The organism is Chromatocurvus halotolerans (assembly GCF_004340525.1).
GTDB classification, from domain to species: domain Bacteria; phylum Pseudomonadota; class Gammaproteobacteria; order Pseudomonadales; family Halieaceae; genus Chromatocurvus; species Chromatocurvus halotolerans.
In genome coordinates, this window is the sequence record NZ_SLWX01000002.1 from 331,423 (window position 1) to 355,980 (window position 24,558).

At 57.8% G+C, this 24,558-nt stretch carries 25 protein-coding genes; 8 read left to right on the forward strand and 17 right to left on the reverse strand.

Annotation, left to right across the window (positions count from 1 at the left end; translation table 11 throughout):
- Positions 1–42: 42 nt before the first annotated feature.
- The 4 genes from EV688_RS03715 to EV688_RS03730 all read right to left on the reverse strand — a co-directional run bounded on the left by EV688_RS03715 (position 43) and on the right by EV688_RS03730 (position 5,400).
- Positions 43–1,242 carry an ABC transporter substrate-binding protein gene (locus tag EV688_RS03715; RefSeq protein WP_117314706.1) on the reverse strand — a complete coding sequence of 400 codons (1,200 nt, stop codon included), beginning with the start codon at positions 1,240–1,242 and terminating at the stop codon, positions 43–45.
- A gap of 12 nt (positions 1,243–1,254) precedes the next feature.
- Complete coding sequence (locus EV688_RS03720; protein WP_117314707.1) at positions 1,255–1,863, reverse strand: CDP-alcohol phosphatidyltransferase family protein; 609 nt, start codon at positions 1,861–1,863, stop codon at positions 1,255–1,257.
- A 72-nt stretch (positions 1,864–1,935) separates the two neighbouring features.
- On the reverse strand, positions 1,936–2,883 hold the full coding sequence (locus EV688_RS03725) for a DUF3179 domain-containing protein (protein ID WP_117314708.1): 948 nt from the start codon (positions 2,881–2,883) through the stop codon (positions 1,936–1,938).
- 234 nt (positions 2,884–3,117) lie between these two features.
- On the reverse strand, positions 3,118–5,400 hold the full coding sequence (locus EV688_RS03730; RefSeq protein WP_117314709.1) for a TonB-dependent receptor: 2,283 nt from the start codon (positions 5,398–5,400) through the stop codon (positions 3,118–3,120).
- 252 nt (positions 5,401–5,652) lie between these two features.
- Here EV688_RS03730 and EV688_RS03735 point away from each other — a divergent pair, with 252 nt between their 5' ends.
- Positions 5,653–5,883: a hypothetical protein gene (locus tag EV688_RS03735; protein ID WP_131917541.1), complete on the forward strand. Its 231-nt coding sequence runs from the start codon at positions 5,653–5,655 to the stop codon at positions 5,881–5,883.
- A 352-nt stretch (positions 5,884–6,235) separates the two neighbouring features.
- On the opposite strand, the gene EV688_RS03740 is transcribed toward EV688_RS03735, so the two are convergent.
- The 9 genes from EV688_RS03740 to EV688_RS03780 all read right to left on the reverse strand — a co-directional run bounded on the left by EV688_RS03740 (position 6,236) and on the right by EV688_RS03780 (position 13,971).
- The gene (locus EV688_RS03740) at positions 6,236–7,615 is read right to left on the reverse strand and encodes an esterase/lipase family protein (protein ID WP_117314711.1); all 1,380 of its coding nucleotides are present in this window, start codon (positions 7,613–7,615) and stop codon (positions 6,236–6,238) included.
- Between the two features lie 2 nt (positions 7,616–7,617).
- Positions 7,618–8,424 carry a DUF547 domain-containing protein gene (locus tag EV688_RS03745; RefSeq protein ID WP_117314712.1) on the reverse strand — a complete coding sequence of 269 codons (807 nt, stop codon included), beginning with the start codon at positions 8,422–8,424 and terminating at the stop codon, positions 7,618–7,620.
- Complete coding sequence (locus tag EV688_RS03750; protein WP_117314713.1) at positions 8,421–9,668, reverse strand: cation:proton antiporter; 1,248 nt, start codon at positions 9,666–9,668, stop codon at positions 8,421–8,423. Before EV688_RS03750 ends, EV688_RS03745 begins: the two co-directional genes overlap by 4 nt.
- 93 nt (positions 9,669–9,761) lie before the next feature.
- The gene (locus EV688_RS03755; protein ID WP_131917542.1) at positions 9,762–10,199 is read right to left on the reverse strand and encodes a YHS domain-containing (seleno)protein; all 438 of its coding nucleotides are present in this window, start codon (positions 10,197–10,199) and stop codon (positions 9,762–9,764) included.
- Positions 10,200–10,332: 133 nt separating this feature from the next.
- Positions 10,333–11,223 carry an MBL fold metallo-hydrolase gene (locus tag EV688_RS03760; protein ID WP_117314715.1) on the reverse strand — a complete coding sequence of 297 codons (891 nt, stop codon included), beginning with the start codon at positions 11,221–11,223 and terminating at the stop codon, positions 10,333–10,335.
- 7 nt (positions 11,224–11,230) lie between these two features.
- Positions 11,231–11,881 (reverse strand): HvfX family Cu-binding RiPP maturation protein, encoded by a 651-nt coding sequence (locus tag EV688_RS03765; protein WP_117314716.1) that lies wholly within the window; start codon positions 11,879–11,881, stop codon positions 11,231–11,233.
- A gap of 15 nt (positions 11,882–11,896) precedes the next feature.
- The gene (locus tag EV688_RS03770) at positions 11,897–12,691 is read right to left on the reverse strand and encodes an HvfC family RiPP maturation protein (RefSeq protein WP_117314717.1); all 795 of its coding nucleotides are present in this window, start codon (positions 12,689–12,691) and stop codon (positions 11,897–11,899) included.
- Positions 12,688–13,551, reverse strand: a complete 864-nt coding sequence (locus EV688_RS03775; RefSeq protein WP_117314718.1) for an HvfB family MNIO-type RiPP peptide maturase — start codon at positions 13,549–13,551, stop codon at positions 12,688–12,690. The genes EV688_RS03770 and EV688_RS03775 overlap by 4 nt, the downstream gene beginning before the upstream one ends.
- 21 nt (positions 13,552–13,572) lie before the next feature.
- The gene (locus EV688_RS03780) at positions 13,573–13,971 is read right to left on the reverse strand and encodes an HvfA family oxazolone/thioamide-modified RiPP metallophore (RefSeq protein WP_131917543.1); all 399 of its coding nucleotides are present in this window, start codon (positions 13,969–13,971) and stop codon (positions 13,573–13,575) included.
- A 211-nt stretch (positions 13,972–14,182) separates the two neighbouring features.
- Between EV688_RS03780 and EV688_RS03785 the strand changes: the two genes are divergently transcribed.
- Positions 14,183–16,372 carry a serine hydrolase gene (locus EV688_RS03785; RefSeq protein ID WP_117314719.1) on the forward strand — a complete coding sequence of 730 codons (2,190 nt, stop codon included), beginning with the start codon at positions 14,183–14,185 and terminating at the stop codon, positions 16,370–16,372.
- Between the two features lie 22 nt (positions 16,373–16,394).
- Here EV688_RS03785 and EV688_RS03790 read toward each other — a convergent pair whose 3' ends face one another.
- Positions 16,395–16,790, reverse strand: a complete 396-nt coding sequence (locus EV688_RS03790; protein WP_117314720.1) for an NAD(P)/FAD-dependent oxidoreductase — start codon at positions 16,788–16,790, stop codon at positions 16,395–16,397.
- A gap of 40 nt (positions 16,791–16,830) precedes the next feature.
- A complete protein-coding gene (locus EV688_RS03795; RefSeq protein WP_117314721.1) occupies positions 16,831–17,493 on the reverse strand; it encodes an NAD(P)/FAD-dependent oxidoreductase in 663 nt (220 codons plus the stop codon).
- 232 nt (positions 17,494–17,725) lie between these two features.
- Between EV688_RS03795 and EV688_RS03800 the strand changes: the two genes are divergently transcribed.
- Entirely contained in the window at positions 17,726–17,986 is a 261-nt protein-coding gene (locus tag EV688_RS03800) for a hypothetical protein (protein ID WP_117314722.1), read from the forward strand.
- A gap of 99 nt (positions 17,987–18,085) precedes the next feature.
- On the opposite strand, the gene EV688_RS03805 is transcribed toward EV688_RS03800, so the two are convergent.
- Together EV688_RS03805 and EV688_RS03810 are read right to left on the reverse strand one after the other, a co-directional pair.
- A complete protein-coding gene (locus tag EV688_RS03805; RefSeq protein ID WP_117314723.1) occupies positions 18,086–18,406 on the reverse strand; it encodes a hypothetical protein in 321 nt (106 codons plus the stop codon).
- A gap of 148 nt (positions 18,407–18,554) precedes the next feature.
- Positions 18,555–18,842 (reverse strand): hypothetical protein, encoded by a 288-nt coding sequence (locus EV688_RS03810; protein ID WP_117314724.1) that lies wholly within the window; start codon positions 18,840–18,842, stop codon positions 18,555–18,557.
- Positions 18,843–18,963: 121 nt separating this feature from the next.
- Between EV688_RS03810 and EV688_RS03815 the strand changes: the two genes are divergently transcribed.
- From EV688_RS03815 to EV688_RS03835, 5 genes are all read left to right on the forward strand, one after another.
- On the forward strand, positions 18,964–19,671 hold the full coding sequence (locus tag EV688_RS03815; RefSeq protein WP_117314725.1) for an MlaA family lipoprotein: 708 nt from the start codon (positions 18,964–18,966) through the stop codon (positions 19,669–19,671).
- A 43-nt stretch (positions 19,672–19,714) separates the two neighbouring features.
- Entirely contained in the window at positions 19,715–22,249 is a 2,535-nt protein-coding gene (locus tag EV688_RS03820) for an efflux RND transporter permease subunit (RefSeq protein ID WP_162883769.1), read from the forward strand.
- Positions 22,246–22,899, forward strand: coding sequence for an MlaC/ttg2D family ABC transporter substrate-binding protein (locus EV688_RS03825; protein ID WP_117314727.1), 654 nt, complete (start codon positions 22,246–22,248; stop codon positions 22,897–22,899). Before EV688_RS03820 ends, EV688_RS03825 begins: the two co-directional genes overlap by 4 nt.
- A 196-nt stretch (positions 22,900–23,095) precedes the next feature.
- Positions 23,096–23,614 carry a peroxiredoxin-like family protein gene (locus tag EV688_RS03830; protein ID WP_117314728.1) on the forward strand — a complete coding sequence of 173 codons (519 nt, stop codon included), beginning with the start codon at positions 23,096–23,098 and terminating at the stop codon, positions 23,612–23,614.
- A 61-nt stretch (positions 23,615–23,675) separates the two neighbouring features.
- On the forward strand, positions 23,676–24,518 hold the full coding sequence (locus EV688_RS03835) for an alpha/beta fold hydrolase (RefSeq protein WP_117314729.1): 843 nt from the start codon (positions 23,676–23,678) through the stop codon (positions 24,516–24,518).
- Positions 24,519–24,558: the final 40 nt, after the last annotated feature.

The following is a 24,558-nucleotide window of genomic DNA, read 5'->3' on the forward strand; positions in this document are numbered from 1 at the left end:
AGGATCGGCAGAAGACGGTGCTTCAAAAACAACCCGGCATGCTTACTCGGCTACCCCGTAGCGGCTTATCCAGTGATCCGCAATACCGGTCATCCAGCTCGGGTGTGGCTCTGCCTGCACCTGACCCAGTTCCGCGGGCGACAGGGTCGCTACGCCCAGGTCCAGTGCGTCAAACGCCGCACGATCCTCTGCCGATAGCGCATCCATATCCAACACGGTGCCGTAGCCCAGAACCTGCGGGTTCTGGGCGCGCAGCTGCGCCTCGGGCGAGATCAGGAAGTTGGCGACAACCATGGCACCGGCTTTTGAACCCGAGTTGTAGGGTATCGCCACGAATGACGCATTGCCGATGGTGCCATTGTCCAGTACGAAGGTGCGGGCGGTTGGCGGCAACTGATAATTGGCAATTGCCGCGGTTGCCTCGGCCGGGCTGAAGGAAATTGCAAGATCCACTTCGCCGTCAGCCATCAGCTGTAACTGCGCCGGGCCTGTGGCGGGATAAGCCCGGCCCCCCCGCCAGAGTGTTGGCGTCAGGTCACTCAGAAAGGCCCAGAGCGGGGCGGTAACCGCTTCAAAGTTGTCATCGGTTGCGGGATCGGCGAGCACGGATGGGTCGTCCAGCAGATCGACCAACGCCTGCTTGAGGAACGTTGTCCCCAGAAAATCCGGTGGCTGCGGGTAGGTGAAACGACCAGGGTTGGCAGTAGACCACGCGAGGATCTCATCCATCGATCCCAGCGGTTCCGCGAGATCGGCAGTGTCGTGAATGAACACAACCTGCGCCATGGCCCAGGGGCTTTCATAGCCTTCGGTGGGTATGGTGAAGTCTGTCCGCACAGTCTTGCCATCGACATCGACAAAAGCCCAGTTTGGCAGTTGCTCGGCATAGGGGCCGAACAGCAGGTTAGCCTTTTTCATCGCGGCAAAGTTAGCACCGTTGATCCAGACCAGGTCGATCGCACCGTCTTCGTCCACGCCCGCCTGCTTCTCCGCCAGTACACGGGTGACGGCATCGGCGGTATCAGCCAGCTTCACATGCTCCAGTGTGACACCGTAGTCTTCCCTTACACGGCGACTGACCCATGCAATAAAGTCATTCGTGTTGGTTGAGCCACCCCAGGCATTCCAATAGACGGTCTGACCATCGGCCCTGCCGGTGACCGCATCCCATTTGCCAGCGTCAGGGTCGGCAAGCGCAGGCAGCGTGGCCAGAAGTGCAGCCACTACAGCAAGATATTTCACAGGCGTGCTCCTCTACGTCGTGAATATACGTTTTGCGGCATAAATTCTCAGTATAGCCGTCGCAAAGCAAAGGACACCAAAGACCCATGCCAGCGGTGAAAAATAGGCGGGCAGCAAACACAGTGCCACAAGGAACAGGATGGTCTCGGTGCCTTCCAGAAGGCCGTCGGAATAGAAAAGGGTTTTCTGGCCCTGGGCGTCGGTCATCTGCCCATGCTTTTCAGCCAGAATGGCATAGCCCAGAAAACTCGTCCCATTGAAATAGAACGATGCCAGCAGAAAAGCGCCTGCAGCGCCGTTGCTCGCCGGATCGTGAATCACAAAGGCCGCCGGGATCGCTCCGTAGAACAGAAAGTCCACGGCGATATCCAGATAGCCGCCGAAATCGGTTTTTCGCGTCGCCCGGGCCACCGCGCCATCCAGACCATCCGCAAGTCGACTGGCCAGCAATGGGACAAGCGCCCACCCGGGTACGCCCATCGCGATCAACAGGGCAGACAGCAGCCCCAGAGCCAGACCGGTCACGGTTACGCTGTCCGCTGTAAAGCCGCTCGCCGCCAGAGCGCGACCCATACGGTTCAACGGTGGATCGATCAGCTGACGGGCGTAACGGTCAAGCATTTCTGTTGCTCCAGGGCTTTGAACCTAATGCGTGCGCCGTAGTGTGCGGATATCCTGTTGCACGGGGTTGAATCAATTGTCCTGCCCAGCGGTATACACCTGGGTTTCCGGAAAGAACGCGTACCAGGCAAACCAGAACCCCGTTGTCGTCGGGTAATCACTGCCGGCCTCCGAGACAGCCCATGCGCTCTGGGAAGCTTCATCCCAGTGGATCTCCAGGCGTTCTCCGTTGACGGTATCGATGAAGCGCGCCTGCCCGTTGCGGGTGAGTTCCTCGAAGGGGTAGGCTTTGTGGGTCCCGTCCACGGAGACACCCATCACCAGCGCCTTGCGTTGGTAGGTACCGGGGGCATTGTTGGCGACTTCGAAGAACAGACGAGGCGATTTCTCGTAACCCCGGTAGGGGCTGCGCCCGTAGTCCCGACGAAACCCGGTGTCACGACTCAGTACTTCTGTTTCGGGGTGCTCGCTCTGCCATTGTTCCCAGCTCGTGTGCCTGGCCGACAGCTGCGGCAGGCTGGTGCCAACGAGCGGGCCACTGATCGCCTCACCGAGAATCTGTGACCAGAGCGACATCGTATTGCGATCATAGAGGAGCATGTCGCTGTTATAAAGGAGCCCGGATACGCCGAAGATCAGTGCCTCATTCTCTACGTTGGTCGCAAAAACCATTCCCGTTCCGCACAGGGGACAATAACTGACGGTGAAGTGCTGGTTTCCGATCTTGTCGTTGACCAGTTCGTGCCAGTTGAGGATCGCAATGGGGTAGGCCCGGGGGCGACCGTTGATAACAACGCCCATGACTCGGTCGTCGCTGTCAACAAACCGTGCCTCTTTGGCAGGAATGAAAATCGGTTCGTTGATGGCAGGAATGCCATCCCGCGGCGGCCCGCCCGATTTGATCTCGTTCGGAGGGATTGTCGCGCCCTCCAGGTCAAAGCCGTTTTTGGTAATCGCGTATGCCGATTGCAGGATGAGAAGCAACAATATTATCAGTACAAGTGGTCGCTTCGTTTGCATTGCGCTCTCCTCAATAAGACTCACCTATTCTGGATGCAGAGCGAGACTTCTTGTTACAATTTCTTAGTGGCCCGGCTTAGGGGTGACTCGTTGCCGGCCGCGACCAGACAGTTTGCGTAAGCGTCGGTTATATTCCTGTGCGAATATGGGTGATTGCCGCAACTGCGGGTGCATGATTTACAGTGCGCCTTCCGTATCCGGTTTTAGGCCACAGTCGTCAGGGGCGATCACACATCAAAACATCACTCTCGCCTCAACGCCCCAGGTTCGGGGTTCACTCACAAATCCGGAGAAATTGTTAAAATCAATGCCTCCTTTTACCGAGCGATCGTCAAAGATGTTACGGCCAAATATGGCGAACTCATACGTCGTTCCGCTGGGTACAAACGCGGCCCGAACCCCAACTACCGTTTCATCATCGCCGCGGAACTCGACGCTGTCGTAGAGGAAGAAGTTTACCCTGCTGCGGTAGGACACATCGCCAGATAGTGACATTTTTCCCCAATCTCCGGGCAGCAGAGCTTCGTAGAGCAGGCTGGCATTGGCAATATGTTCCGGTGCCTGAGGAAGCGAATTTCCATCAATTAGGGCATTACCCGTCTCCGGGTTAACAGGATCCAGAATCGTACATTCGACGGCGCACACCGCGACCTCGAGACCTGGATCTTCAATTTCCGTGTGGTTCAAGCTGTATCCAGCCTGTAGCAATATACCTTCAATCAGCTGCATCGATAGATCAATCTCAACGCCATAACCATTCACCGAATCCGCGTTGAGTAGTTGGTTGAAATTGCCGGCGCCACCGACCGCTGTCAGTTGCTGGTCGTCCGTCCGGAAGTAGAACGTGGTTGCGTTTAGCCGCGCTCGTCCGCCAATGAATTCGGAGCGAAGACCAAACTCAACTGAGTCGATAATCTCGGTACCCGCTACAGTGACAGAGTCGCCAAAGACAATACGGCCTTGAAGATTGGGCGCCCTGAAGCTGCGGGCATAGCGACCATAAATGCTGTGTTGCTTGGTGAGAGCATAGCGCACACTCATATCGCCAGACAGGACGGTGTCATCGATATCTCGCCGCACGGGGCCGAGGGCAGGCGCTCCAAAGGGGGCGACCAGGCGAGACGCGACGAGCTCTTTTTCCTCGCCCGATAGACGCAACCCTGCATTGATTTCAAGTGGTTGTGTAATCTGCCATCGGGTCGAAGCAAAAATTGCCCAGGCTTGAGTTTCCTGATCCTGAATCGCAAGCCCATTGAGTAAGCCGTCTGACAGCGTATCGAAACTCAGATTCTCAATTTCCAGGTTTTCGTAGAAGACGAACACGCCCAGAGTCGCGCCCACGTCTCGTGACACGCTAGTGGCCAAGCGTAATTCCTGTGTAATTTGTTTGTGTCCGGTAATGTTGTCTGCTGTTTCCGCTGAAAACGGAATTGATCCCGGGCCTACCGGCGGCGCAAAGTCCGCGCCAAAGCCGCCGTCGACGTCACCACGGGCGTTTGCTCTCACTGTTTCATACGCGGAGATGGAAGTGAGCGTGCCCACAGGGAGTTGCCAGTCCAACTTGAGGCTGGTGCCAAAATTATCCACCTCGAGTATTTGAGTGGCGTCCTGGGCTGTCTCGGTAAGACGAAAGTCATTCACCAGATCATCTGTTCCGGGTTCGATGATGTTGGCTCTGAACAGTCTGGAACCCCCATCGAGTTGACGACCATGAATATTCAGTAGCGCTGAGAAATTATGGGCTGGCTGATACAGAACCTGTACGCGGGCCGCGTACTCCTCGAATTCTTCAAATCCGTCCTCACCACCGGGGAATCGGTTATCTACAAAATCGTCGCGCCGTTGATAGAGGCCAGATGCCCTGATGCTGATCACCTCGCTGTCCAACGGTGCGTTGAATGCTCCTTCGATATCCACGGTGTTGAAACGCCCGAAAGCGCCTCGCAGGTAGCCTTCCCGGTCTGACGAGGGCTTTGCCGACTCAAACCTTATGACCCCTGCGGGTGTATTGCGCCCGTACAGCGTGCCTTGTGGGCCTCTCACGATCTCGATGCGGTCGGTATCAAAAACAGGAAAACCCTTCAAAATAGAATTTTCCAGAACAACATCGTCGTAGACCAGAGAAACCGGCTGCCCTGCGTTCAGATCAAAGTCCGTGTTTCCGAGGCCGCGAATGTAGAAGCGGGGGAATGTTCGCCCCGAGGACGACTCTGCATAAACACTTGGAGAGCGGGCCGCCAGGAACAGCACATCCTGCGCAGACGCCCTTATCATAGCCAGCTCACGCCCTCTTAGAACGTCAATAGATAACGTAACGTCCTGCAGCGATTGCTCCTGCTTCTGCGCGGTGACGATAACTTCCTCAAGAGCCTGAGGGCCCGACTGGGCAAGCAGGATGCCTGACTTTGCGGCCAGCACTATTAAAATCACGAGAACAGGGGAGCGGTGTCTGTTCTTGAAAGGCCTTTCGCGCTCGCGTCTTTTAGTTCGATCATTCAATATACTTTGTAATCTCACGAACCTCTCCTAAGCACTCGCCTATCGAGCCGCTGTCAGATGCTTTTGATTTGGATGCGGCACCACCGCAGTTGTTACAGGGTCTAACCTATTCGGCTTCCGGGCTTTTGTATGAGCGGGCATTTTATACGCGCTGGTATATTGCCTGAAGAATTTCGGTAACGGACCATCACGAGCCGCATATATACAGGATCGTCTTGTGTATGACGCACCTTCAATTATTTGTGTTCGGTAAGCGAAGCAGGGCGACTCGTGAAAAAGAAACTGCTAATGGCTGCTGCGCTCGGGGAGCTGCTTGCCGCGCTTTTCATCCTTGAACTGGATGAATACCTGATACTAGCGTGGTCCAGCGACAGCCTCGAATTCTTTGCCGGGCAGCTGGCACGATATCCGGTTTTTGTGCCCGCGGCTTATTTTGTCATCTACGTGATCGTCACAGCGCCGTATTTACCGGGCGCCGCTCTCATGACCCTTGCTCGCTGAGCACTCTTCGGCCTCTGACAGGGACTTCTACTGGTTTCTTTTGTTTTACCCCATTGGCGCGACACTCGCTTGTATTGTCGCGCGCTTTCTGCCGCGAGACGTAGTTTAGCGTCGATTCGGCGAACGCCTAAAAGCCATTGGCCCGGGTATTGAGCGTGATGGCGCCTTTCACCTGTTTACGCATCGCTGGGTGCCAATTTCCCGTTTTTTAATCAATCTGGCGATGAGGTTGACCCGACTGCGGACCTGGACCTTATATTGGGTAAGCCAGATGGCTCACGTAGGGCGTTACCGCCAGCCTAGAGTGCCAGCGAGCCCAGCATTCACATTCGATTGGTAGCAACGTTCTCCATCAGTCGACCCGCAGCAGTGCATGTAGCAGGTTGTCCTGAAAGGTGATATTGCCTGTCAGCACTTCATGTCGCTCGCAGAAGAAGAACACGTTGCGGGGTGCAAAGTGCAGGTATTTGTGCCTTGGAGCGGTTGGGTCCAGCTCCTCACGCCCGAGCAAGGATGCTTTTGTTACCGTGCCGTCGCCGGGTTCCAGCATGAGTCTCGAATAATCAATTCCCGCGGTAGGGTGTTGTATATTCTCCGGCCACAGTCTCAGCACGGATTCTCCCTTTACCTCCTCGACGACGAGATTCGCCGGCGTCAGGCTGCAATCCCCGCCGAATACGAGTGATTCGGCTGATTCGGCGGCGGTTTCCAGGCTGAGTGACCAGGTGAAGCGGCGCGCACGCTCAAGCTGTTTGTCGAAGTATTCGCGCAATGTGGCGATACGTATCTCTGCGGCAGTTGTCCCGTAGCGACGTATCAGTCTTTCCTTCACCGCGGGATCCCAGGGCCCCATTCTGAAGCGCTGCCAGATAGCCGCATCAAACTGGTCCCGCTGTAGCGGATCCCCGGATAAGGTGTACAGCCAGTTATCCAGGGCATGCGGGAAGAGCTGGTAGATCGCAGGCATTGTCATCAGGACCTCTGGTGGTGACCGGCGCAGACCAAGATGCTCACCGTTGATCAGTGAGCGAATGGCACCGATAGAACCGAGGTTTGGGGTGCCGACCAGAACCAGCCGGCGCAGGCGACTGGCCCCTGGATCGTCTGCGTCAAACTGGTTGTTGTTCAGTACGTCTGCGGTCCCATAGCGACTGTAGTAGCGTGCGATCAACCCACCCATGGAATGGCCGATAATATCCACCCGGAGGTCAGGGCTCGCGTGGTCGCTGCGAATCGTCCGGATGAGTCGGTCCAGTTCGCGAGCGCTTTGCACGGCGTCCTGGCGCCAGTCGTAGGTCATGACGTAGTAGCGCGGCGCGCTGTCATCGGGCGCGACTCCCGCGGCGCCGCGCCGGTATCCGCCGGGCCCCTCAAGTAGCTTGATGATGCGGCTGTAATATTCACGTCCAGCCGCCTTGTCAAAGAGCGCGCCCGGTTCCAGACTGCCGGGGTGCGGCTGAAGCGTGTCCTCGTCGATGGGCATCGCCAGGTCCTGGTATCGGGATACCAGCAGTTTTCCGATACTCCCCGGCCATGCCTCGGTGCCATCCTCGCGTTTCAGTCGCGAACCGAGGACCCCCGGAATCAGAATAAGCGGCGGCTGCTCTGCCTGGCCCTTCGCCGATTCATAGAGTCGCGCAAGGTCAGGCTTGTCCGGGCTGCCGATGCAGCCGGCCAGTGTAAGCAGCAACAGACTCTGAATGAGCGGCCGCTGTATTGAACGGGAACGCATAACTACTCGTCCGGGGGCCTGCTGTCATTCAGGCGCCAGTCATAGTCTGTGTAGCGGATCTCCACGCTGCCCGCGTGCAGCGCTTCTGTCTGATCCGCAGACAGTTTCAGTGCATCTGCATAGCGGACTAGGAAACCCGCGAGCGAGTGGGTACCTCGCCACCCTGTCTCGAAGTCTTCCCGGTACCATTTGAAGATTGGCGAAACATACAGCCTGCCGTCGCGCCACCGGTTGCGACTTCGATCCTTGAGAAAATCCCGTGTCTGCGCTTCCAGCTGTGCGTCCAGTTTGTCCGCGACGTACGCCTCTGACCGGAGCGCGGGACAGCCGATGCTCGCGCAGTTCACGGCAAAATGAATCCGCGGTTCGTCAGATTCACCTGAGCCGCGAATCATTTTATGCTCGATTTCGTCCAGCGTGCGTTTCTCGCCCAGGAGTGGGGCAATGGACTTTTTCCAGGGGGAGCCGAACCAGCCACCAATGTCTCTTATGGACGCGATATCGGGATACTCGCCGAGGATCAGCTCGACTGTCCAGGCGTTGTAGGCGTTGATCAGGAAGGCGAGGCGTTCCGACTCGCGCCATGCTGCGAATGTCTCCGCCTCCACATCAGAGAGCCGATCCAGATAGCTGCGCAGTCTGCCCCGCTGCCCCTGAACACCGGCGTAGTCGATGGTGGTGCTGTCGCCGTTTTCCGTGGCCGACACGAAGCGGCCCAGCAGCCGATTCCATTCGCTGTGATCGAAGGCGCCTGCACCGGAGGTGAACGTCAGGCATGTGAGCAGTGTGGCCAACCGTAGTAGTTTCATGAACGCTCTCTGCGAGGGGTTGCTGGCTGACCGGCGAGGCCGAGACGTCTTATCAGCCACCCTGTGGTTGTACCCTGAATCAGGCTGCTGAAAAGGACGACGCTGAATACCATTGCCTGCACGGTATACCAGTAGGGCAGTTCCGTGGGCAGTGACAGAACCAGTGCGATAGCGATCGCGCCGCGCAATCCCCCCCATATCAACAGTGGCCGCCAGGCATTGGGTACAGCCTGCTTTGCCCCAAGGACAGTCGCGGGCCATGTTGACCCGTAAACGGCAATGCCTCGACTGACAAGGGCGACGGGAACAGCAAGAAGCGCTGCGAGCCACTGATCAAGGAACATCGACGGCACGATGACCAGTCCCATGAGCATGTAGGTGAAGGCTATCCATGTTCCACCCAGCCAGTTCCAGGTGACGTCCAGGTCGGCAGCGGGAACGGCGTCGTGCTGTGAGAACAGCCAGCGCATGCACATGCCCGTTGCAACCACGGAGATAATGCCCGAAACGTGCAGGAGCGACTCGGCGATGAAAAAGCTGCTGAAAGCTGCAAATACCAGCAAACCGTGCGTCGTCGTCGCGCTGGACAGGTAGCGGATCAGGAAGTGGAGCAATAGCCCCAGGGTTGCACCGACAAGTGGCGCGATCAGGAGATTTCGCAGCACCAGGGCACCGGTTGACACGACGTTCAGCGTTCCGTCCGCGTCAAGCGCGCAGGCGAGAACCAGTCCGAAAAGTATGGCGGCGGTGGCATCGTTCAGCAGGCTTTCACCTTCAATCAGCGTGGTCACGTCCTCTGCCGCACGCTCGTCCTTCAGGCGAGTCACAACGGCGACGGGGTCGATAGCAGCAAGAATGGCGCCGGCGAGCATGGCTGCCAGCCAGGGAAATCCGGGGTGATCGATAACGAAGTAGGTCAGTAAAGCGGTCGCGAGGGCGCTCAGGGCAACGCCAACGGTCGACAGCGTGATGATCGGCAGTAACCACTGTCGGAGTTCAGTCAGCCTGATGTGCCAGGCGGCTTGAAACAGGAGTGGTGGCAGTAGGATAAAGAAGACGAGATCTTCAATATTGTGCGCCCGAACACCTGTATCAAGTCCGAGAGGCGCCAGGAGCTGTCCCGCTGCGAGACCGGTGAGAAGGCAGGCAAGGGTCATTTCAAGGCGCAGGGTCCTCCCCAGCGCGATGCCCAGGAAAGCCAGCCCGAAGAGTAGAAGCGCGTTGCCGGTAACGCCCGCAATCATGTCAATGGGTCCCGCGAATGATGTCGCCGCGGCACGGTTCTGGTCCTCGGCGGGCGCCCCACGCGCTCTGCAATGTTAAGAATTTGTGTGCCACTAGAAATTGAATAGCTCGAAGCGCCCTTCGGCGCGCTCAAGCAGTTCCTGCTGGTTCTCAGCGTTGTTCCAGTCGCGCAGGGCGTCAAGCTCTTCAGATTTGTGAAACAGGTATAGTCGACCGTCGATCAACTTGAATCGCTCCGGGTCGACGGCCACGTCCCGTCCCAATGCCAGGCTGTAGGGGCAGTGGGCACCCAGCGCCGGGACGTATTTTTCGGGGTTCTGGTTGAAAGTCGCCATCTGCTCACTGGATCTGAGGTAGTAGATTTTACCGTTGTGAATTGCGGCGAAACGTGGATGGCCTTTCTCTGCCCGGTCTTTGGTGAAATAGGAGACAGGGCTGTAGCCCTCGATGGCGATGTCATTTGCATTCACTGGGGCTCCTCCCAATAGCGCTAATGACAGGGCGAGAAACACGTGAATAAAGATCTGCATGTGGAACCTCCAGGCGTGACAGTCAGGAATATGCCCTCGCTTGGATTCAAAGGGAGCGGCTTTGTTACAGGGTTGGCCCCGTGATCGCTGGCGACCGTTACAGTAAATCCCTGATAATCGATTGAAGGGTCTATTAGAGATCGAGACTCAACCCATCGCGAGCAAGCACCACCGGTGCGACCATTCTCTGGAAGCTCTCGGGCGCTTCCTGCTCGCTGCGCTTCATGAAGTGCGATAGCAGAATCCGCTCTGGTGTCAGCTGGTTAGCCAGGGACACCAGTTCACTCGGGATCATATGCAGTCGTCTGGCTGTAGCTCCGGCGTTTTCGGGAACTGCGGCGTGCAGAATCAAAAGGTCCGCGTTGCGTGCGAAGGCCGTAAATGTCTCGGGCGCACCAGACATATCACCCGCATAGACCACGACACAGCCGCCGAGGTCTGCACGCCAGGCCAGGGCTGGTATGGGTCCGTGTCGCACGGGCAGTGAGCTCGCGTGCCACCCCTCGCCGCTCAGGTGCCCCACGCTTTGCGCGGGCATGTCGAGAGTGCTCAGCGTGTAGGCCTCTGTGCCATCCTCAAGGTAGCTGCTGAGATAGCGGAAGGCACCATCCGGGCCGATCAGCCTTTTCATGAACGTGCTCGTGCGAGGCATTCGATCATTGCCCGCGGGGCCGGCAATGACAAGATTAGTATTGCGGTCCGTGAAGAATGAACCCTTGATGAATGCTGGAATGTCTACGGAGTGGTCCGTGTGAAGGTGGCTCAGCAGAATGGCATCAAGGTCAGCGAAGCGCGCGCCTGCGCTGCCAAAGCCGAGGCTACTGCCTGAGCCTGCATCCAACAACAGCCGCGCCGAATCACCCTGCCACAGCAGGTAGGAACTGCTGCTTCTTCCATCATCAATTTCGGGGCCGCCGGAACCCAGGACCTGAACGCGTATGCCAACGCAGTCGCCCGCAGAAGATTCCTGTATCCGTCCGGCAGTCAGCACCAGGATCACGACGAGCCGCAGAATTGTCCCCATCGTGTCTTTACCGGTTACGGAGAAACCGTGCTGCAAACCAGTAGTCCAGACTGACGTAGCGCCCGGCGCCGGTAAAGAACAGCGACAGCAGCATGATGAAATAGGTGGCGGCGAATTCAATGCCGTTGTTCAGCACCACGAAAGTACCCCTGCCGGTCAGCCAGCCATAGTTGCCGTGTTCGCGCAGCAGGCTGCGCGCCGCGTCCAGACGTCGACCGACCTCCTCGCTATTCTCCAGGCTTGCCTGCGCCCCCGGTATGCCCGCACCGGCCAGTGGCTTCGCCATGCTGGTGGAAGGATCGGAAGGTGCGATGGCAAACCAGCCATTCTCCCAATGCACCGAAAATGCCGCCACCAGCATTGTGATCATAAGGGGTATGGCGATGTAACGTGTCGCCAGGCCCAGGATCAGCAGGAAACCGCCAACCAGTTCCGCACTGACGGCGAGAAAAGCCATCAGGCCTGGCAGTGGCAGGCCCAGCCCCCAGTCGGCGTTGCCGAACCAGGCGACGGTATTGTCCCAGGCGACCAGCTTGTTGATACCTGCGGAGATAAAGACCGGACCCAGGTACAGCCGGAGCAGGAGCGGCGCCAGAAAATCCAGCTGCCGCGTCATATTCAACCAGTCGTGCAGGCGGGTCATACTCGTCGTGATCATGTGGCTTTCCCATATTCAGTCGTTAGATTGTGTGGATTCCGGGTCGCAGGGAAGCAGTCCAATCAGGATTCCGCGTTCGATAAAGTCCTCGAGGAGCGACTGGCCAAATGCCAGGACGCGCCCGGGTTCCATCCCTGGCATGCTCTCGGCCAGGCGCTGCAGGTGGTAACACCCAGTGCGGGGCGTTTCAGCGCCTGACCTCAACTGCTCAAGCAGTTCAGCCGTGGGCTGATTGATCGCCATGAATCGCACGACGTCTTTGTGATCGCGGTACATGAGCAGGTGCATGAGCTCAGGCAACAGCTCGGCGTCCGGATTGTCCGGTCCCAGGGTCGCCACTGGCCAGTGATAGCGCAGTGTCCGCAACACAGGGTTGAGCACCGGGCAGAGTGACATGACATCACCGGTGGTGCGCAGTCCTGCCGGGGGTGTCGGCGCGTCCTGCAGCGCCAGCACAAGCTCCATCCATTCATAGTGGGCGAGCTCCGCTGCGTAGGCCGGGTACTCTGGCGGGGCGCCACCGGCTTGCAGCCAGCTGACAAATTCCGCGGATATGTCGGTGAAGTAGGGCGTCTCGCAGGCATGCGTCGCAAAAAACCTGCGCACCAGCGGATGCCAGGTGCCTGCAACGTCGAGGATCCGGTGCAGCACGGGAAATCCCTGGCGCAGGAATCCCTCCATGTTGTTATAGAAAAGATCCTGGTAAACCTTCAGCCTGCGCTGCTCTATCGCACCGGGCGGTGGGTTGGACGCGGGATCGCGTAAGTAATTTGCCACCTTTCGCTGCACCTCGTGAAAATCCTGGCTCATTGGGAACTGGCCATTCGCACCGTTGCACGCGCGTCGGACTGCGCACTGCGTACCCGCGACACCTCCTGCATCAGCTCCCCCAGCGGTGGCAGATTAAAATCCCGCTCCAGAAGCGTCGGCAGTGGGCCGGTCATGCGGTAGGTATATTCCAGAAGCTCCCAGACCGGGTCGATCACGGCGGCGCCGTGAGTATCGATCTTGAGGTCAGCGTCTTCATCGTAGTGGCCCGCCACGTGCAGGTACTTCACTCGCGACAGCGGCAGGCTGTCGATAAAGGCACGGGGGTCGTAGCGGTGATTGATCGAATTGACGTAGACGTTGTTGACGTCCAGCAGAATGTCGCAGTCAGCCTCATTGGCCACCGCGGATATGAAATCCGACTCCGACATGCCGTCGCCAAAATCAGCGTAGTAGGAGATGTTCTCCATGCCGATACGCTGTCCAAGATGTTCCTGAACCTGGCGGATACGGGCAGCAACATAATAGACTGCTTCCTCACAGAAGGGCATTGGGAGCAGGTCGTACAGATGGCCGGCTTCGCTGCAGTAGCTCAGGTGCTCGGTGTAGTAGCGGATGTTGTATCGGTCAATGAACTGACGGAGGCTGTCCAGCAGGTCGGCGTCCAGCGGATCCGGGCTGCCAATGGACAGCGACAGGCCGTGGCTGGCCAGGGAATAACGCTCGGCGAGTGCATCGAGGTCGCGCCTACAGCGTCCGCCCGCCCTAATCCAGTTCTCCGGTGCGACCTCGAGAAAATCAGGTCGGTCATTGTCAACTGAAAGCAGCGGGCCGGTGAGGGCCCGTCGCAGTCCGAGTCCTGCCCCCGAGAGGGCAGGAGTCTGTGCTTCACTGGTTTTCATGAGTGATAGATGTGCGCGAATTTATGCGCCGCACTTGCCTTCACCGCATTTGCCCTCGGCCGACTTCTCACCGTCACCGCCGCACTTGCCTTCACCGCATTTGCCTTCGGCCGACTTCTCACCGTCACCGCCGCACTTGCCTTCACCGCACTTGCCTTCGGCCGACTTCTCACCGTCACCGCCGCACTTGCCTTCACCGCACTTGCCTTCGGCCGACTTCTCGCCGTCACCGCCACACTTGCCTTCGCCGCACTTACCCTCGGCATGATTGCTGGCCAGCTGGTAGCCGCTGCCGAGATCATTGGCGACAAAGGGGTTTTCTGCGACTGCGGACAGGGGTGCTGCCATTGAGCTGGATATGAAGGCAATACCCAGGGCTGTCCGGATTGCGTTGCTTGTCGTGTTTGCTTTGCTGTTCATGGTTGTCTCCTCGCTGTTAATGTGACTTGCAAGGGTTGGATGTTGGGGTAGCGGTTTTGTTACATTTTTTTTCGCCCCTGCGTTTCGTGCCTTACGGTCTTGCTGCCCTCACTGCCATAATGCATGTTGCCGCGAGGCCCGTGGATCCTGAGGTTAGCGCCTCGTGTCGCGAACATCACGTTATGTCTCACTCCTGAGGGAATACAAAGGCATGAAGTTCAGGATGGTCAAAACCCTGCTCGCCCTCTGGCTATTGACGGGGCTTGCGGCAGGCGCCGCTCGCGCCGAAATCGCCTGGCACTGGGAGGACAAGTTTTCCAATAACGAACAGGCCATGCTGAAATCCTGGATCACACATACGCTGTCTGCGCTGGAGAGCCTCGTCGCGCCGTTGCCCTTCGATATTGACATCCATTTCTATCGCCTGGCCGACCGTGGCGAGCCCGTGCCGTGGGCCAATACCCGACGCGGTCGCAGGCAGGGGGTGAATTTTCACGTCGACCCGGCATTCCCGCGCAAGGCGTTTTATGCTGACTGGACGGCGTCGCACGAGTTGAGCCATCTGCTGATACCCTACCTCGGGGAGGCCGATAGCTGGTTTGCCGAGGGCTTCGCCAGTTACCTGCAGTATCAGGTTATGCGTCATATGGGTGAGATGGATGCGGCGGGCATCACCGGAGCCTATCGTGAGCGAATGGCGCGAGCGAGGTTGTCATACCGTCTCCCCGATATCCCCCTCGCAGCTGCATCCCGCGAGCTGCGACGTGCCGGCGCCTACCCTACCTACTATTGGGGAGGAGCGGTTTACTTTCTGCTGGCGGATACGGCACTCAGGCAAGGCAGTGGCGGTGGCTTGTCGAACCTGCTTCGTGCCTACGTCGCCTGTTGTCGGGAGCGTCACACCCGAGTGGCCGGTCTGGTAGAGGAGTTCGATCGAATTGCGGGAGAACCGCTGTTTTCCGGTCTTTTGCGTGAATTTCGCGAGCGCCCGGGCTTTCCTGAGTACGGAGGAGCCCTTGAGCAGCTTGAGATCCAGCTACAGGAAAAGTCGGCAGACATCGGTAAGGATTTGGTGGCATTGCTGGACCGATTGGACCGTCATAGGAGGATCAACCGTATTTCCGCTGTCGGCCTCGCTCTGGTGGAAGAAGGCAAGGTGGTATTCAGCGGCGGTCTTGGCATCATGGATCACGACGGCTCCGGGCCGGTAACGGGGGAATCCCTGTTTCGTATCGGATCGATCACGAAGTCATTCACGGCGCTGGCGCTCGTTGACCTTGCTAGAACACAGGATGTCGACCTTGATGCACCGGTGCTTGACGTGGCTGGTTCCGATCTTTTTAGTAACGACTGGGCCGCTGAAGCGCCTGTGACATTGGCACAGCTGCTGGAACACACTGCAGGCTTCACGGATATTTCGAAATCCGAATTCGAGTTCAACGATTCCGATGCCATTCCATTATCGTCAACGCTGACGCGGTATCGATCGAAGCATAATACTGCCTGGCAGCCAGGCCTTTTTGCTTCCTACTCCAATCTCGGATACGCCTTCGCCGGACGAGCCATTGAGGTCATTGCAGGCTCTGACTACGAGGACTATCTGCAACGAGAGCTGTTTGGACCCTTGCAGATGAACGATAGCGGTTTCTTCCTGTCGGAGCATCAGCGGCGCCGTCTGGTTACCGGCTATGATACCGACGGCGAAACCCACATACCCTACTGGAATATGGTCTACCGCCCTTTCGGCGGCCTGAACACCACAGTCAATGACATGAGCAGGTTCCTGCGCATGTTGATGCAGGATGGAGAGTTGGAGGGTGTGCAGGTCTTTCCTGAGACGGTCATTCGCCGAACCCGGCAACCGACAACAGGCCTCGTCGCTTCTGCCGGCGTGGCATCCGGTTATGGGGCGGGGGCTTACAGCTGGATGCATGGGGGCACGCGGTTTCATGGTCATGGCGGCGATGCGGACGGCTACCTCTCGCGCTACGGCTACACAAAGCGTAATCATAGCGGTTACTTCCTTGTAGTAAATGCGTTCAACGCCGATGTGCTGAATGCCATGCGCCGTGATGTCGAGTCCTACCTGACGAGGGAATTGCCGGCCGTGGCGGAACCTGAAATCCATTATCTGGGACAGCGAGAGATTGAGGCACTTCAGGGCAGATATCTGCCTCAAACCTGGCGTTTCGGCGACGGCAGTAGCGGCCGCACGCTGCAGGTACTAAGCGAGGGCAATCAGCTGTTTACCGTCATGGGCAACAGGAAGCGCTTGCTGATACCCGTATCGGAGCGCCGGTTTCGGCGGCGCGGCCAGTCCGAAGCGACGTCGGCGATCATTGACGCCGACGGCGAACGTTATTTTGTCGGTCCGGAGGGTGGTTTCCGGCGCGCCGGGTGACGTTCCGGGCAGTGCATCCGAGTCAGTCGCTATCGCCGGTATTCTTGAAGCCCAGATGCACAAGGTCCGGTGGTGTCACCATTGCGTAGTTCCATTCCAGGAAGAGCCGCAGCTTGCGCGAGAGTGTCGGTACCTTCAACAGATATATGCCGCGCCAGAGCATGAATGCGATCAGCCCGGAAAAGCGCAGGCCATAGATCTGGGCAACAGAGTTGTTACGACCGATAGAGGCGAGCATGCCCGCAGGTTTGTAGGCAAAAAGACGGGTCGGTTTGCCCTTCAGGTCGGCAACAATATTGCTGACAAGCAGTCGCGCCTGACGATCAGCAAATTGAGCTGTCGGCGGCGACAGTTCTCCGCTGCGGGCGTTGGGGACCAGCGCGCAATCACCCAGTGCCCAGACACCCGTGACAGACATATCGCCATTGACGCGAATTCGACCCCGCTCCAATGGCAGGTCAGGCCACCTGATTATAGGTCGTGGGTGCTGTGCCTATCGTACAGATAATGGTGCCACTGCCAATTCTCTCGCCGGAAGCCAAAATCACTTCACCTGGTTCGATTCGCGCTGCACGGGTATTCAGTCGAACATCGATTCTTCGTTTTTCAAACAATAACTGGGTTTTCTTTCCGAGCTTCCGCGAAAGCTCCGGCAGCAGGGTGTCGGTGCCGTGCAGCAGCGTAATGTGCACATCATCGGGATCTACGTTCTTGTAATACCGGGTTGCGGACTTGAGGAAGTCTTCCAGCTCGCCTGCGATCTCTACCCCGGAGAAACCGCCACCGATCACGGTGAAGTGCAGCAGTTGACGGCGCCGATCGCTCTGCGGGTGAATGGTCGCCTGCTCAAGGCGTTCTATGGCGATATTGCGTAGGCGAAGTGCATCGCCGACGGTCTTGAGCGGCAGCGCATGTTCATGCATTCCCGGCAGCAGGCTGGTATTGGCTTCAACACCCGTGGCCAATACCAGCTGATCGAAACGCAGTTCTCCGGGTTCATTTGTGCGGTTCAGCAGGTAAATATCCCAGTCTTTGGGCAATTTTCGTTCAATGTCCGCAGCCAGGCGTGTTCCGGCGAAGCCGCCGCCGAGGATCACGAGATTTCTGGTGTCCTTTTTCATCCAGGTACAGTCCCTCTGATCGCCGGGTCCAGGATATCCATGTTAAAAATCGTGTGGAATCCAATTGCAATCATGCATCCTGTTGGATGCGAATCGAGTGGTAGTGTTACAGGAGCACTTTCCGGCGAGGCGGAACCCGACTCGTGTAAAGGAGACTGATAAGAGGTCCCGATTTCCCTCCGTACGTGAAGCGCCACACCTTAGCGATGTGCTCAAACCCTTTGGTCGAGGTGTGTGGCCGCTCACGGAGTTCCATGACATTGTGCTGCACGGCGAGTCCGACTGGACGATTGCCGAGCGTGAACTCCTCGCCGCTTACAACGTCTTTGCGCTTTTCAATTGCATGAACCGCATTGTCGAGGGCTGTGGCGTCATGACCAGTGACGCGCATCTCGGGGCTTCGCGGTCCCGGCAGCAGGAAACCCGCGAATGCGCCCAACCCTACCTGGATTTCGCCCGCGGGATGGGTTTTTCTCCGAGCGACAGCGCGTAGAGCGCACCGACTGCAACAAGGTTACTTGTGGCCATTCACCTGATGGCTGATGCTGGCGCAACCCCACCCGCCCCTGAAGCTGGTGTGGCACATAGCATCTCAGGACGCCTCGGGCTTGCGAAACAGCAGCGTCATGCGGTTAGACTCGCCGATTTCCTCATAGTGGACCCACAGCGCCGGATCATCCTGACTGGTACGCAGACTGGGCGGCAGGCGCCAGACAATGTCGTCCATGCCAGGTTGATCGTCCGGATTGCGGTTGATGTCGCTCTCCGCCACCAGTTCAAAACCCACGTTCTCGAAGTAGCGGATGACAACGTTGCGATTCATGTAGCCGCGTGAGCCATCTGCCCATTCGGCCGAGCGGCCCGGAGGCGCCATGTGCTGTACGACGCCAACCACGCCGCCGGGTTTGAGCACTGACCAGGCAATTGCGGCAGAACGAAAGCCCCCTCGATTCTGCAAACGGTTGAGGTTTTGCAGTGCGCGAATGAAGAGAACGGCACCTGCGGATCCATTGTAGTGCTCCCCAATCGAGCCGATCCGCTGGCCGATAATGCGAGGGCCTTTATCGCCGTGCCCGTCGCGGGCCTGTTCCGGCCACGTTGTCGGCCAGCACGCGGGAATACCAGCCACCACCCGGCAATACTTCTACCACCGTCATGCCCGGTGTTATGCCGAAAAAGGCCAGGGTGCCTGCCGGGTTACGGCTGGAATGTCTGGCCTTGTGATCCTCCGTCTGATCGGGGAGAACAGCCTCCAGGCGTTCAACGTCAGTGTCGGTGACATCGGCTGCCACGGCCACGCTCGTGATGGCAAACGCCAGCGAAATACTCTTGCGGATTCGATTCTTCATGGTGGTTTCTCCATCTCCGTGTGGTCGACATTTGTAACATTATGCCTCCTCACGCCTCAAAGTAGCGTGCCGTGGCAGGCCAAACAACTGATCGATCAATCTGGAGGGTGGCGTGAAAGGGATGTTGCAGGGGTTTCGTGGTCGATGGACGGCACCAATCGTTCTCATCGGCAGCATCCTTCTCGGGGGTTGTGCACAAGCGGAAAGGCGGCAGGATCCGCTCGAGCCGTTCAACCGTCAGATGTTCGCCTTCAACGATACAGTCGACGGCGCAATCCTGAAGCCACTGGCAAAAGGTTACGTCAACGTCCTGCCGACACCCGTGCGTAACAGTGTGGGTAATGTGTTCGATAATCTTCGGACGCCGACGACGATTATCAATCAGTTTCTGCAAGGCAAACCGGGCGAGGGGATGCGTGATATTGGGCGATTCGTGATTAACTCGACGGTCGGAGTGCTGGGTATTTTTGACGTTGCCAGCCGTTCTGGCCTGGAGAAGGACGTCGAGGACTTTGGCCAGACACTCGCCGTTTGGGGCGTGCCTTCAGGGCCCTACCTCGTGGTGCCCTTTATCGGGGCCTCCGGTTTCAGGGACGGAGCGGGCGACATCGCGGGGCTTTTTACCTATCCACCGACTTACGCGGAAGACGAGTTTCGCTTTTCGGCATTTGTCACCGAATTCATAGACCTGCGGGCGCAACTGCTGGAGGTCGAGAAACTTGTTGGCGGTGATCGCTATCTTTTCATACGCGACGCGTACCTGCAGCGCCGGGCAGACCTGATCCGTGATGGAGAAGCCGACGAGTCGGATCCCTTCCTGGATGAATGACACGCGGAAAAATGACGGATTCCACCAGCGGAGAAACGTCCGAATGAAGACATCAACTATTCGTGGCAGGTTCGGTGGGTTCATGTCGGGGCGGTACCGGGAGTGCCTCGATTATCCGGTGCTAATCCTACTGATCTTTCTGGGGCTGGTGGTCCTGGCGTTCATGCATGTCGACGGGTTTCGCTTTGATGCATCGGAAGACACGCTGGTCGCCGAAGGCGATCCGGATCTCATTTATTATCGCGAGGTCAGCGGTCAGTTCGGGGGCGAGGGATTTCTCGTCATGACGTACATGCCGCGCAATCAGGAGCTCCTGAGTGACGCGGTGCTGGGCGATCTCGACAGGCTTGTCACCCGGCTCGAGCGGGTTGAGGGCGTTAAGTCCGTGGACTCCATACTCGACGCTCCGCTGTTGCAGAGCCCACCCCTGTCGCTGAGTGAACTGGCGACGAATTATCGCACGCTGCAGTCGCAGGATGTGGATTACGCAATGGCGAAGAAAGAGCTGACCAACAGCCCGGTCTTTAAGGACCTGCTGATTTCGGACGATGGTTCAGCGACCGCGCTGCGTATCACGCTCGAGACAGACAGCGAACTGCAGGCAGCGAGGCATGAGCGGGACCGACTGCAATCGATTGCGGAGCCGGGGGCTTCGCAGCGCCAGCAGCTTGAACAGGCCGAGGCCCGATATCGCGAAGCTCAGGAAAACAGCCTGGTGCAGAGGGATAACTTACTGGCAGAGGTGCGAGCCATTCGCGACGATCTTGGCGACGATGTAGTAGCCCATCTCGGCGGCGTGCCCATGATCGCAGCTGACATGGTGGATTACGTGAAGCAGGACGTCATGACCTTCGGTGCGCTGGTCTTGCTGCTTGTGACGATCATGCTGTTCATACTTTTCCGGCGCATTCGATGGGTCGTTGTTCCGCTGGCCAGTACCGGCGTTTCCGTATTCCTGACGATAGGTGTGCTTGGGTATCTGCGACAGCCGACCACGGTAGTTTCGTCCAACTTCATTTCCTTACTGGTCATTATCACGATTTCCTTCAGCATCCACCTGATATCGCGTTATCGGGAACTGCGCAGCGAGCACCCTGGTGACCGGCACGTCGATCTCGTATTCCGCACCATGATGGACAAGCTGGCGCCCTGCTTCTATACGGCACTGACGACTGTGGTGGCGTTTGCCTCGCTGATAACCAGTGACATTGTGCCGGTCATGGATTTTGGCTGGATCATGAGCGTTGGCATCGTCATATCCTTTCTCGTGAGCTACAGTTTTTTTGCCGCCGTACTGCTGCTCCTACCAAAAGGCGAATCGAGCCCTACGCTGCATCACGAACCGGCACTGACGCGATGGCTCAGTGGCATTGCCGTCACAAGAGCCCCTGTCCTGCTGGCTGTAATGCTGTTTCTTTTTCTTTTTGCGGCAGCGGGTATCAATCGCCTCAGTCTGGAGAACAGGTTTGTCGACTACTTCCGTGCCGATACGGAGATTCACGAGGGGCTCGCTTTCATTGACCGCCATCTGGGTGGCACTGTGCCGATGGATATCATCCTGCGCTTCGATCCATTCGAGGGTCAGGATCTGGACGAAAGCAGTGATTTCTTTACGGATGAAGTGGATGACTACCCGGAGCGATACTGGTTCACGCCGGCGAAGATCGAGTATCTGGAGGAGCTGCACGGATTTCTCGAGGCGCAGCGCGCCGTTGGCAAGGTCCTGTCCCTGTATAACCTTGAGTTGATCGCCCGGGACTTCAATGACGGCAGGCCTCTCGGCGCGGTGGAGCTGGTGGCGGCGCTCGATGCCATGCCGGAGCATCTTCGGAGTGAGCTCATCGCGCCTTACGCAATGCCGGAAAGCGGGCGTTTGCGGGTCGCGGTCCGGCTGCATGAAGCGGATGTAGATTATCAGCTGGATACTCTTATTCGCGATATCGAGGCGTTCGCGACCACGGAGATGGGCCTTTCCCAGAACCGTGTCAGGGTTACCGGCATGGCCGTGCTGTTCAATGGCATGCTCAAGCACCTGTTCAATTCCCAGACATCGACGCTCATGTTCGTGGTGATTGCGACTCTCTTGATGTTTCTGGTGCTGCTGCGCTCAGTGCGCCTGGCTCTTCTGGGATTGCTTCCCAACCTGCTGGCGGCGGCAACTGCGCTCGGCATCATGGGATTCGCGGGTATTCCCCTCGACATCATGACGATCACTATCGCTGCCATCATTATCGGCATCGGCGTCGATGACGCCATCCACTACCTGCATCGATTCCGCGAGGAATATGCGCGAACGGGTAACGCAAAAGCCGCCGTTCAAAACAGCCATGCAAGTATTGGCAACGCGATCTACTACACCTCCATTACGGTAGTTATCGGTTTCTCCGTCCTGGGCTTTTCCAATTTCATGCCGACGGTCTACTTTGGACTCATGACGGCCTTGGCCATGGTACTGGCACTGCTGGCCAATCTTGCACTGTTGCCGAGCCTTCTGGTGCTGGTATACCAGCGGCGTGATAGCTGCAATGCGCGGGCGCTCCACAACACAACTCTCGATAGACAAGCAGGTTCATCATGAAACACAGGCAAATCGTATTTTTCGCGCTGGCGGCGTTAGTTTCATATCTTCCGGGATTCTCCATCGCGCAGGAAGAGAACAACAACCCCGCGGTTCTCATTGAGCAATCGACGGACAGGGTATTGCAGGTTCTCGAATCGCACACTGAGACAGGGGAGGCGGTCTCAGTGTCAGCACTCGCCGACGAGTTGCTCTCGACTCTCGAGGCTGTGGTGGATTTCGAGTCCATTGCCCGGGGCGTCATGGGAAAACACGCTGGAGCCGCATCTGACAAGCAGGTTCAAGAGTTTGCCAGCGTGTTCCGGGAGAGCCTGGTGTCGCTGTATGCAAGGAGCTTCAGAACCTTCGAGATCAAGGAAGCCCGTGTTCTCGATATGCCCGTCGATTTTGACGCGGAAACAGCGGCTAAAGCCACAGTTCGCATGCAGGCGACCACCGCAGATGGCGAGAGCTACTCCCTGTCGTACGCCATGCGCCGCGATGACGAGCGCCGCTGGGTGGTGCGCAATATCGTCGTTGACGGAATCAATCTCGGCTTGACCTACATGAATCAGTTTGACGGAGCGATGTCGCGTTATGGCTCAGTGGACACAGTCATTGCTCGGTGGCCGGAGGAAATGCGGGAACAGACGGTCGTGGGTGAGGAGTGAGCAGAATGCAGAGCACGCGGCTGTGGAAAGAGTTTGACCGTCGATCGTTTGAATGCCCCAGGTCGGCCGTTCCTGCGCGCGCTCCGCCCATGGCGCTCGTAACGCGTCTGAGCGTTACCGAACTTACTGCGGGTCCCATCGGAGTACAGTCACAATACAGACCAAGGATCAATAAAGTTCATCAAGGAGTCAGATCATGACAACACAGGTAAAAATCGACAAGCCGTTTCCACAGATCACGTTGCAAGCGCTCAGTGGCGAGACCGTAGCGCTCGGTCAACCACCCGAGAGAAAGTGGCAACTGCTGGTCATCTACCGCGGACTGCATTGTCCAATCTGCAAGAAGTATCTGCGGCAGCTTAACGACATGAAAGACGACTTCGAGAAATTGCACGTCCAGATTGTCGCGGTGTCCACTGACCCTGAGGACAAGGCGAGTAAATTTGCAGCCGATGCGGGCCTGGATTTCGAGGTTGCTTATGGTCTGGGTATCGACCAGGCGCGGGCGCTGGGCCTGTACATTTCCACCCCACTCAGCGACGCAGAGGCGGACCAGCCTTTCGCCGAACCGGGCCTTTTCTTTATTCGACCCGATGGCGGGCTGCATTTTGCCGAGATTTCCAGCGCGCCTTTCTGTCGGCCGGATCTGGAAATGATCAAGATGGGCGTGGGGGTTATCCAGGAAAAAGACTACCCCGCACGTGGTACTGGCTGATGAACGCTAAAGCAGACCGAACCTTGCAGTTTCAGCCACATGGCGATACCGGGGACAACCCATGAACAGCAATACGACAGTGGTTGACGGGATTACCATGAGATGGGAAGAGGCAGGTGACGGCATGCCCGTCATCCTGATCCACGGAATCCCGGCATCTCCCGCGCTATGGCGACACGTCGTGCCCCGGATTTCCGGGGCGCGCTGCCTTGCCTGGGAAATGGTTGGGTATGGAGCGTCCATCCCAGAGGGTCATGATCGTGACATATCCATAGGGCGCCAGGCTGATTATCTCGCAAGCTGGCTGAAACATCTGGGGGTCGAGCAAGCTATTTTCGTCGGGCATGATCTCGGCGGGGGAGTCGCCCAGATCGCAGCCGTGCGTAACCCCGGCTTGTGCCGTGGCCTCTTTCTGACCAATGCGATTGGTTACGATTCCTGGCCGATCCCGAGCGTGAAGGCCATGCGCATGGCCGGAGGGCTGGTTCGGCATCTGCCCGATTCTGTATTCAAGCAGGTCTTTCAGAATTTCATAAAGCGTGGGCATGACGACAGTGTACGGGCCGAGGAAGCCATCGACGCGCACTGGCCCAATTACAGGGACCATGGCGGTGCGGCCGCCTTTGTCCGGCAGGTGAAATCACTGGACGTACAGGACACACTCTCAATCGCAGGAGACCTGCCCAGTCTGGGAATACCTGCCCGCATCGTCTGGGGCGTCGCGGACACGTTTCAGAAAATCGACTACGGCGAACGCTTCGCGAGCGATCTCTCTGCGCCGCTGCAGCGGATTGAGGGCGGAAAACATTTCACGCCCGAGGATCATCCGGAAATTATTGCCGAGGGCATCAATCAGCTCGTCGCGGAGGTCTCCATTTCTGACACCTCTGATGGCAAGGCATAATCGTCCCGCTATTCCTTTGTCTGTTAACGCACGGACGTGA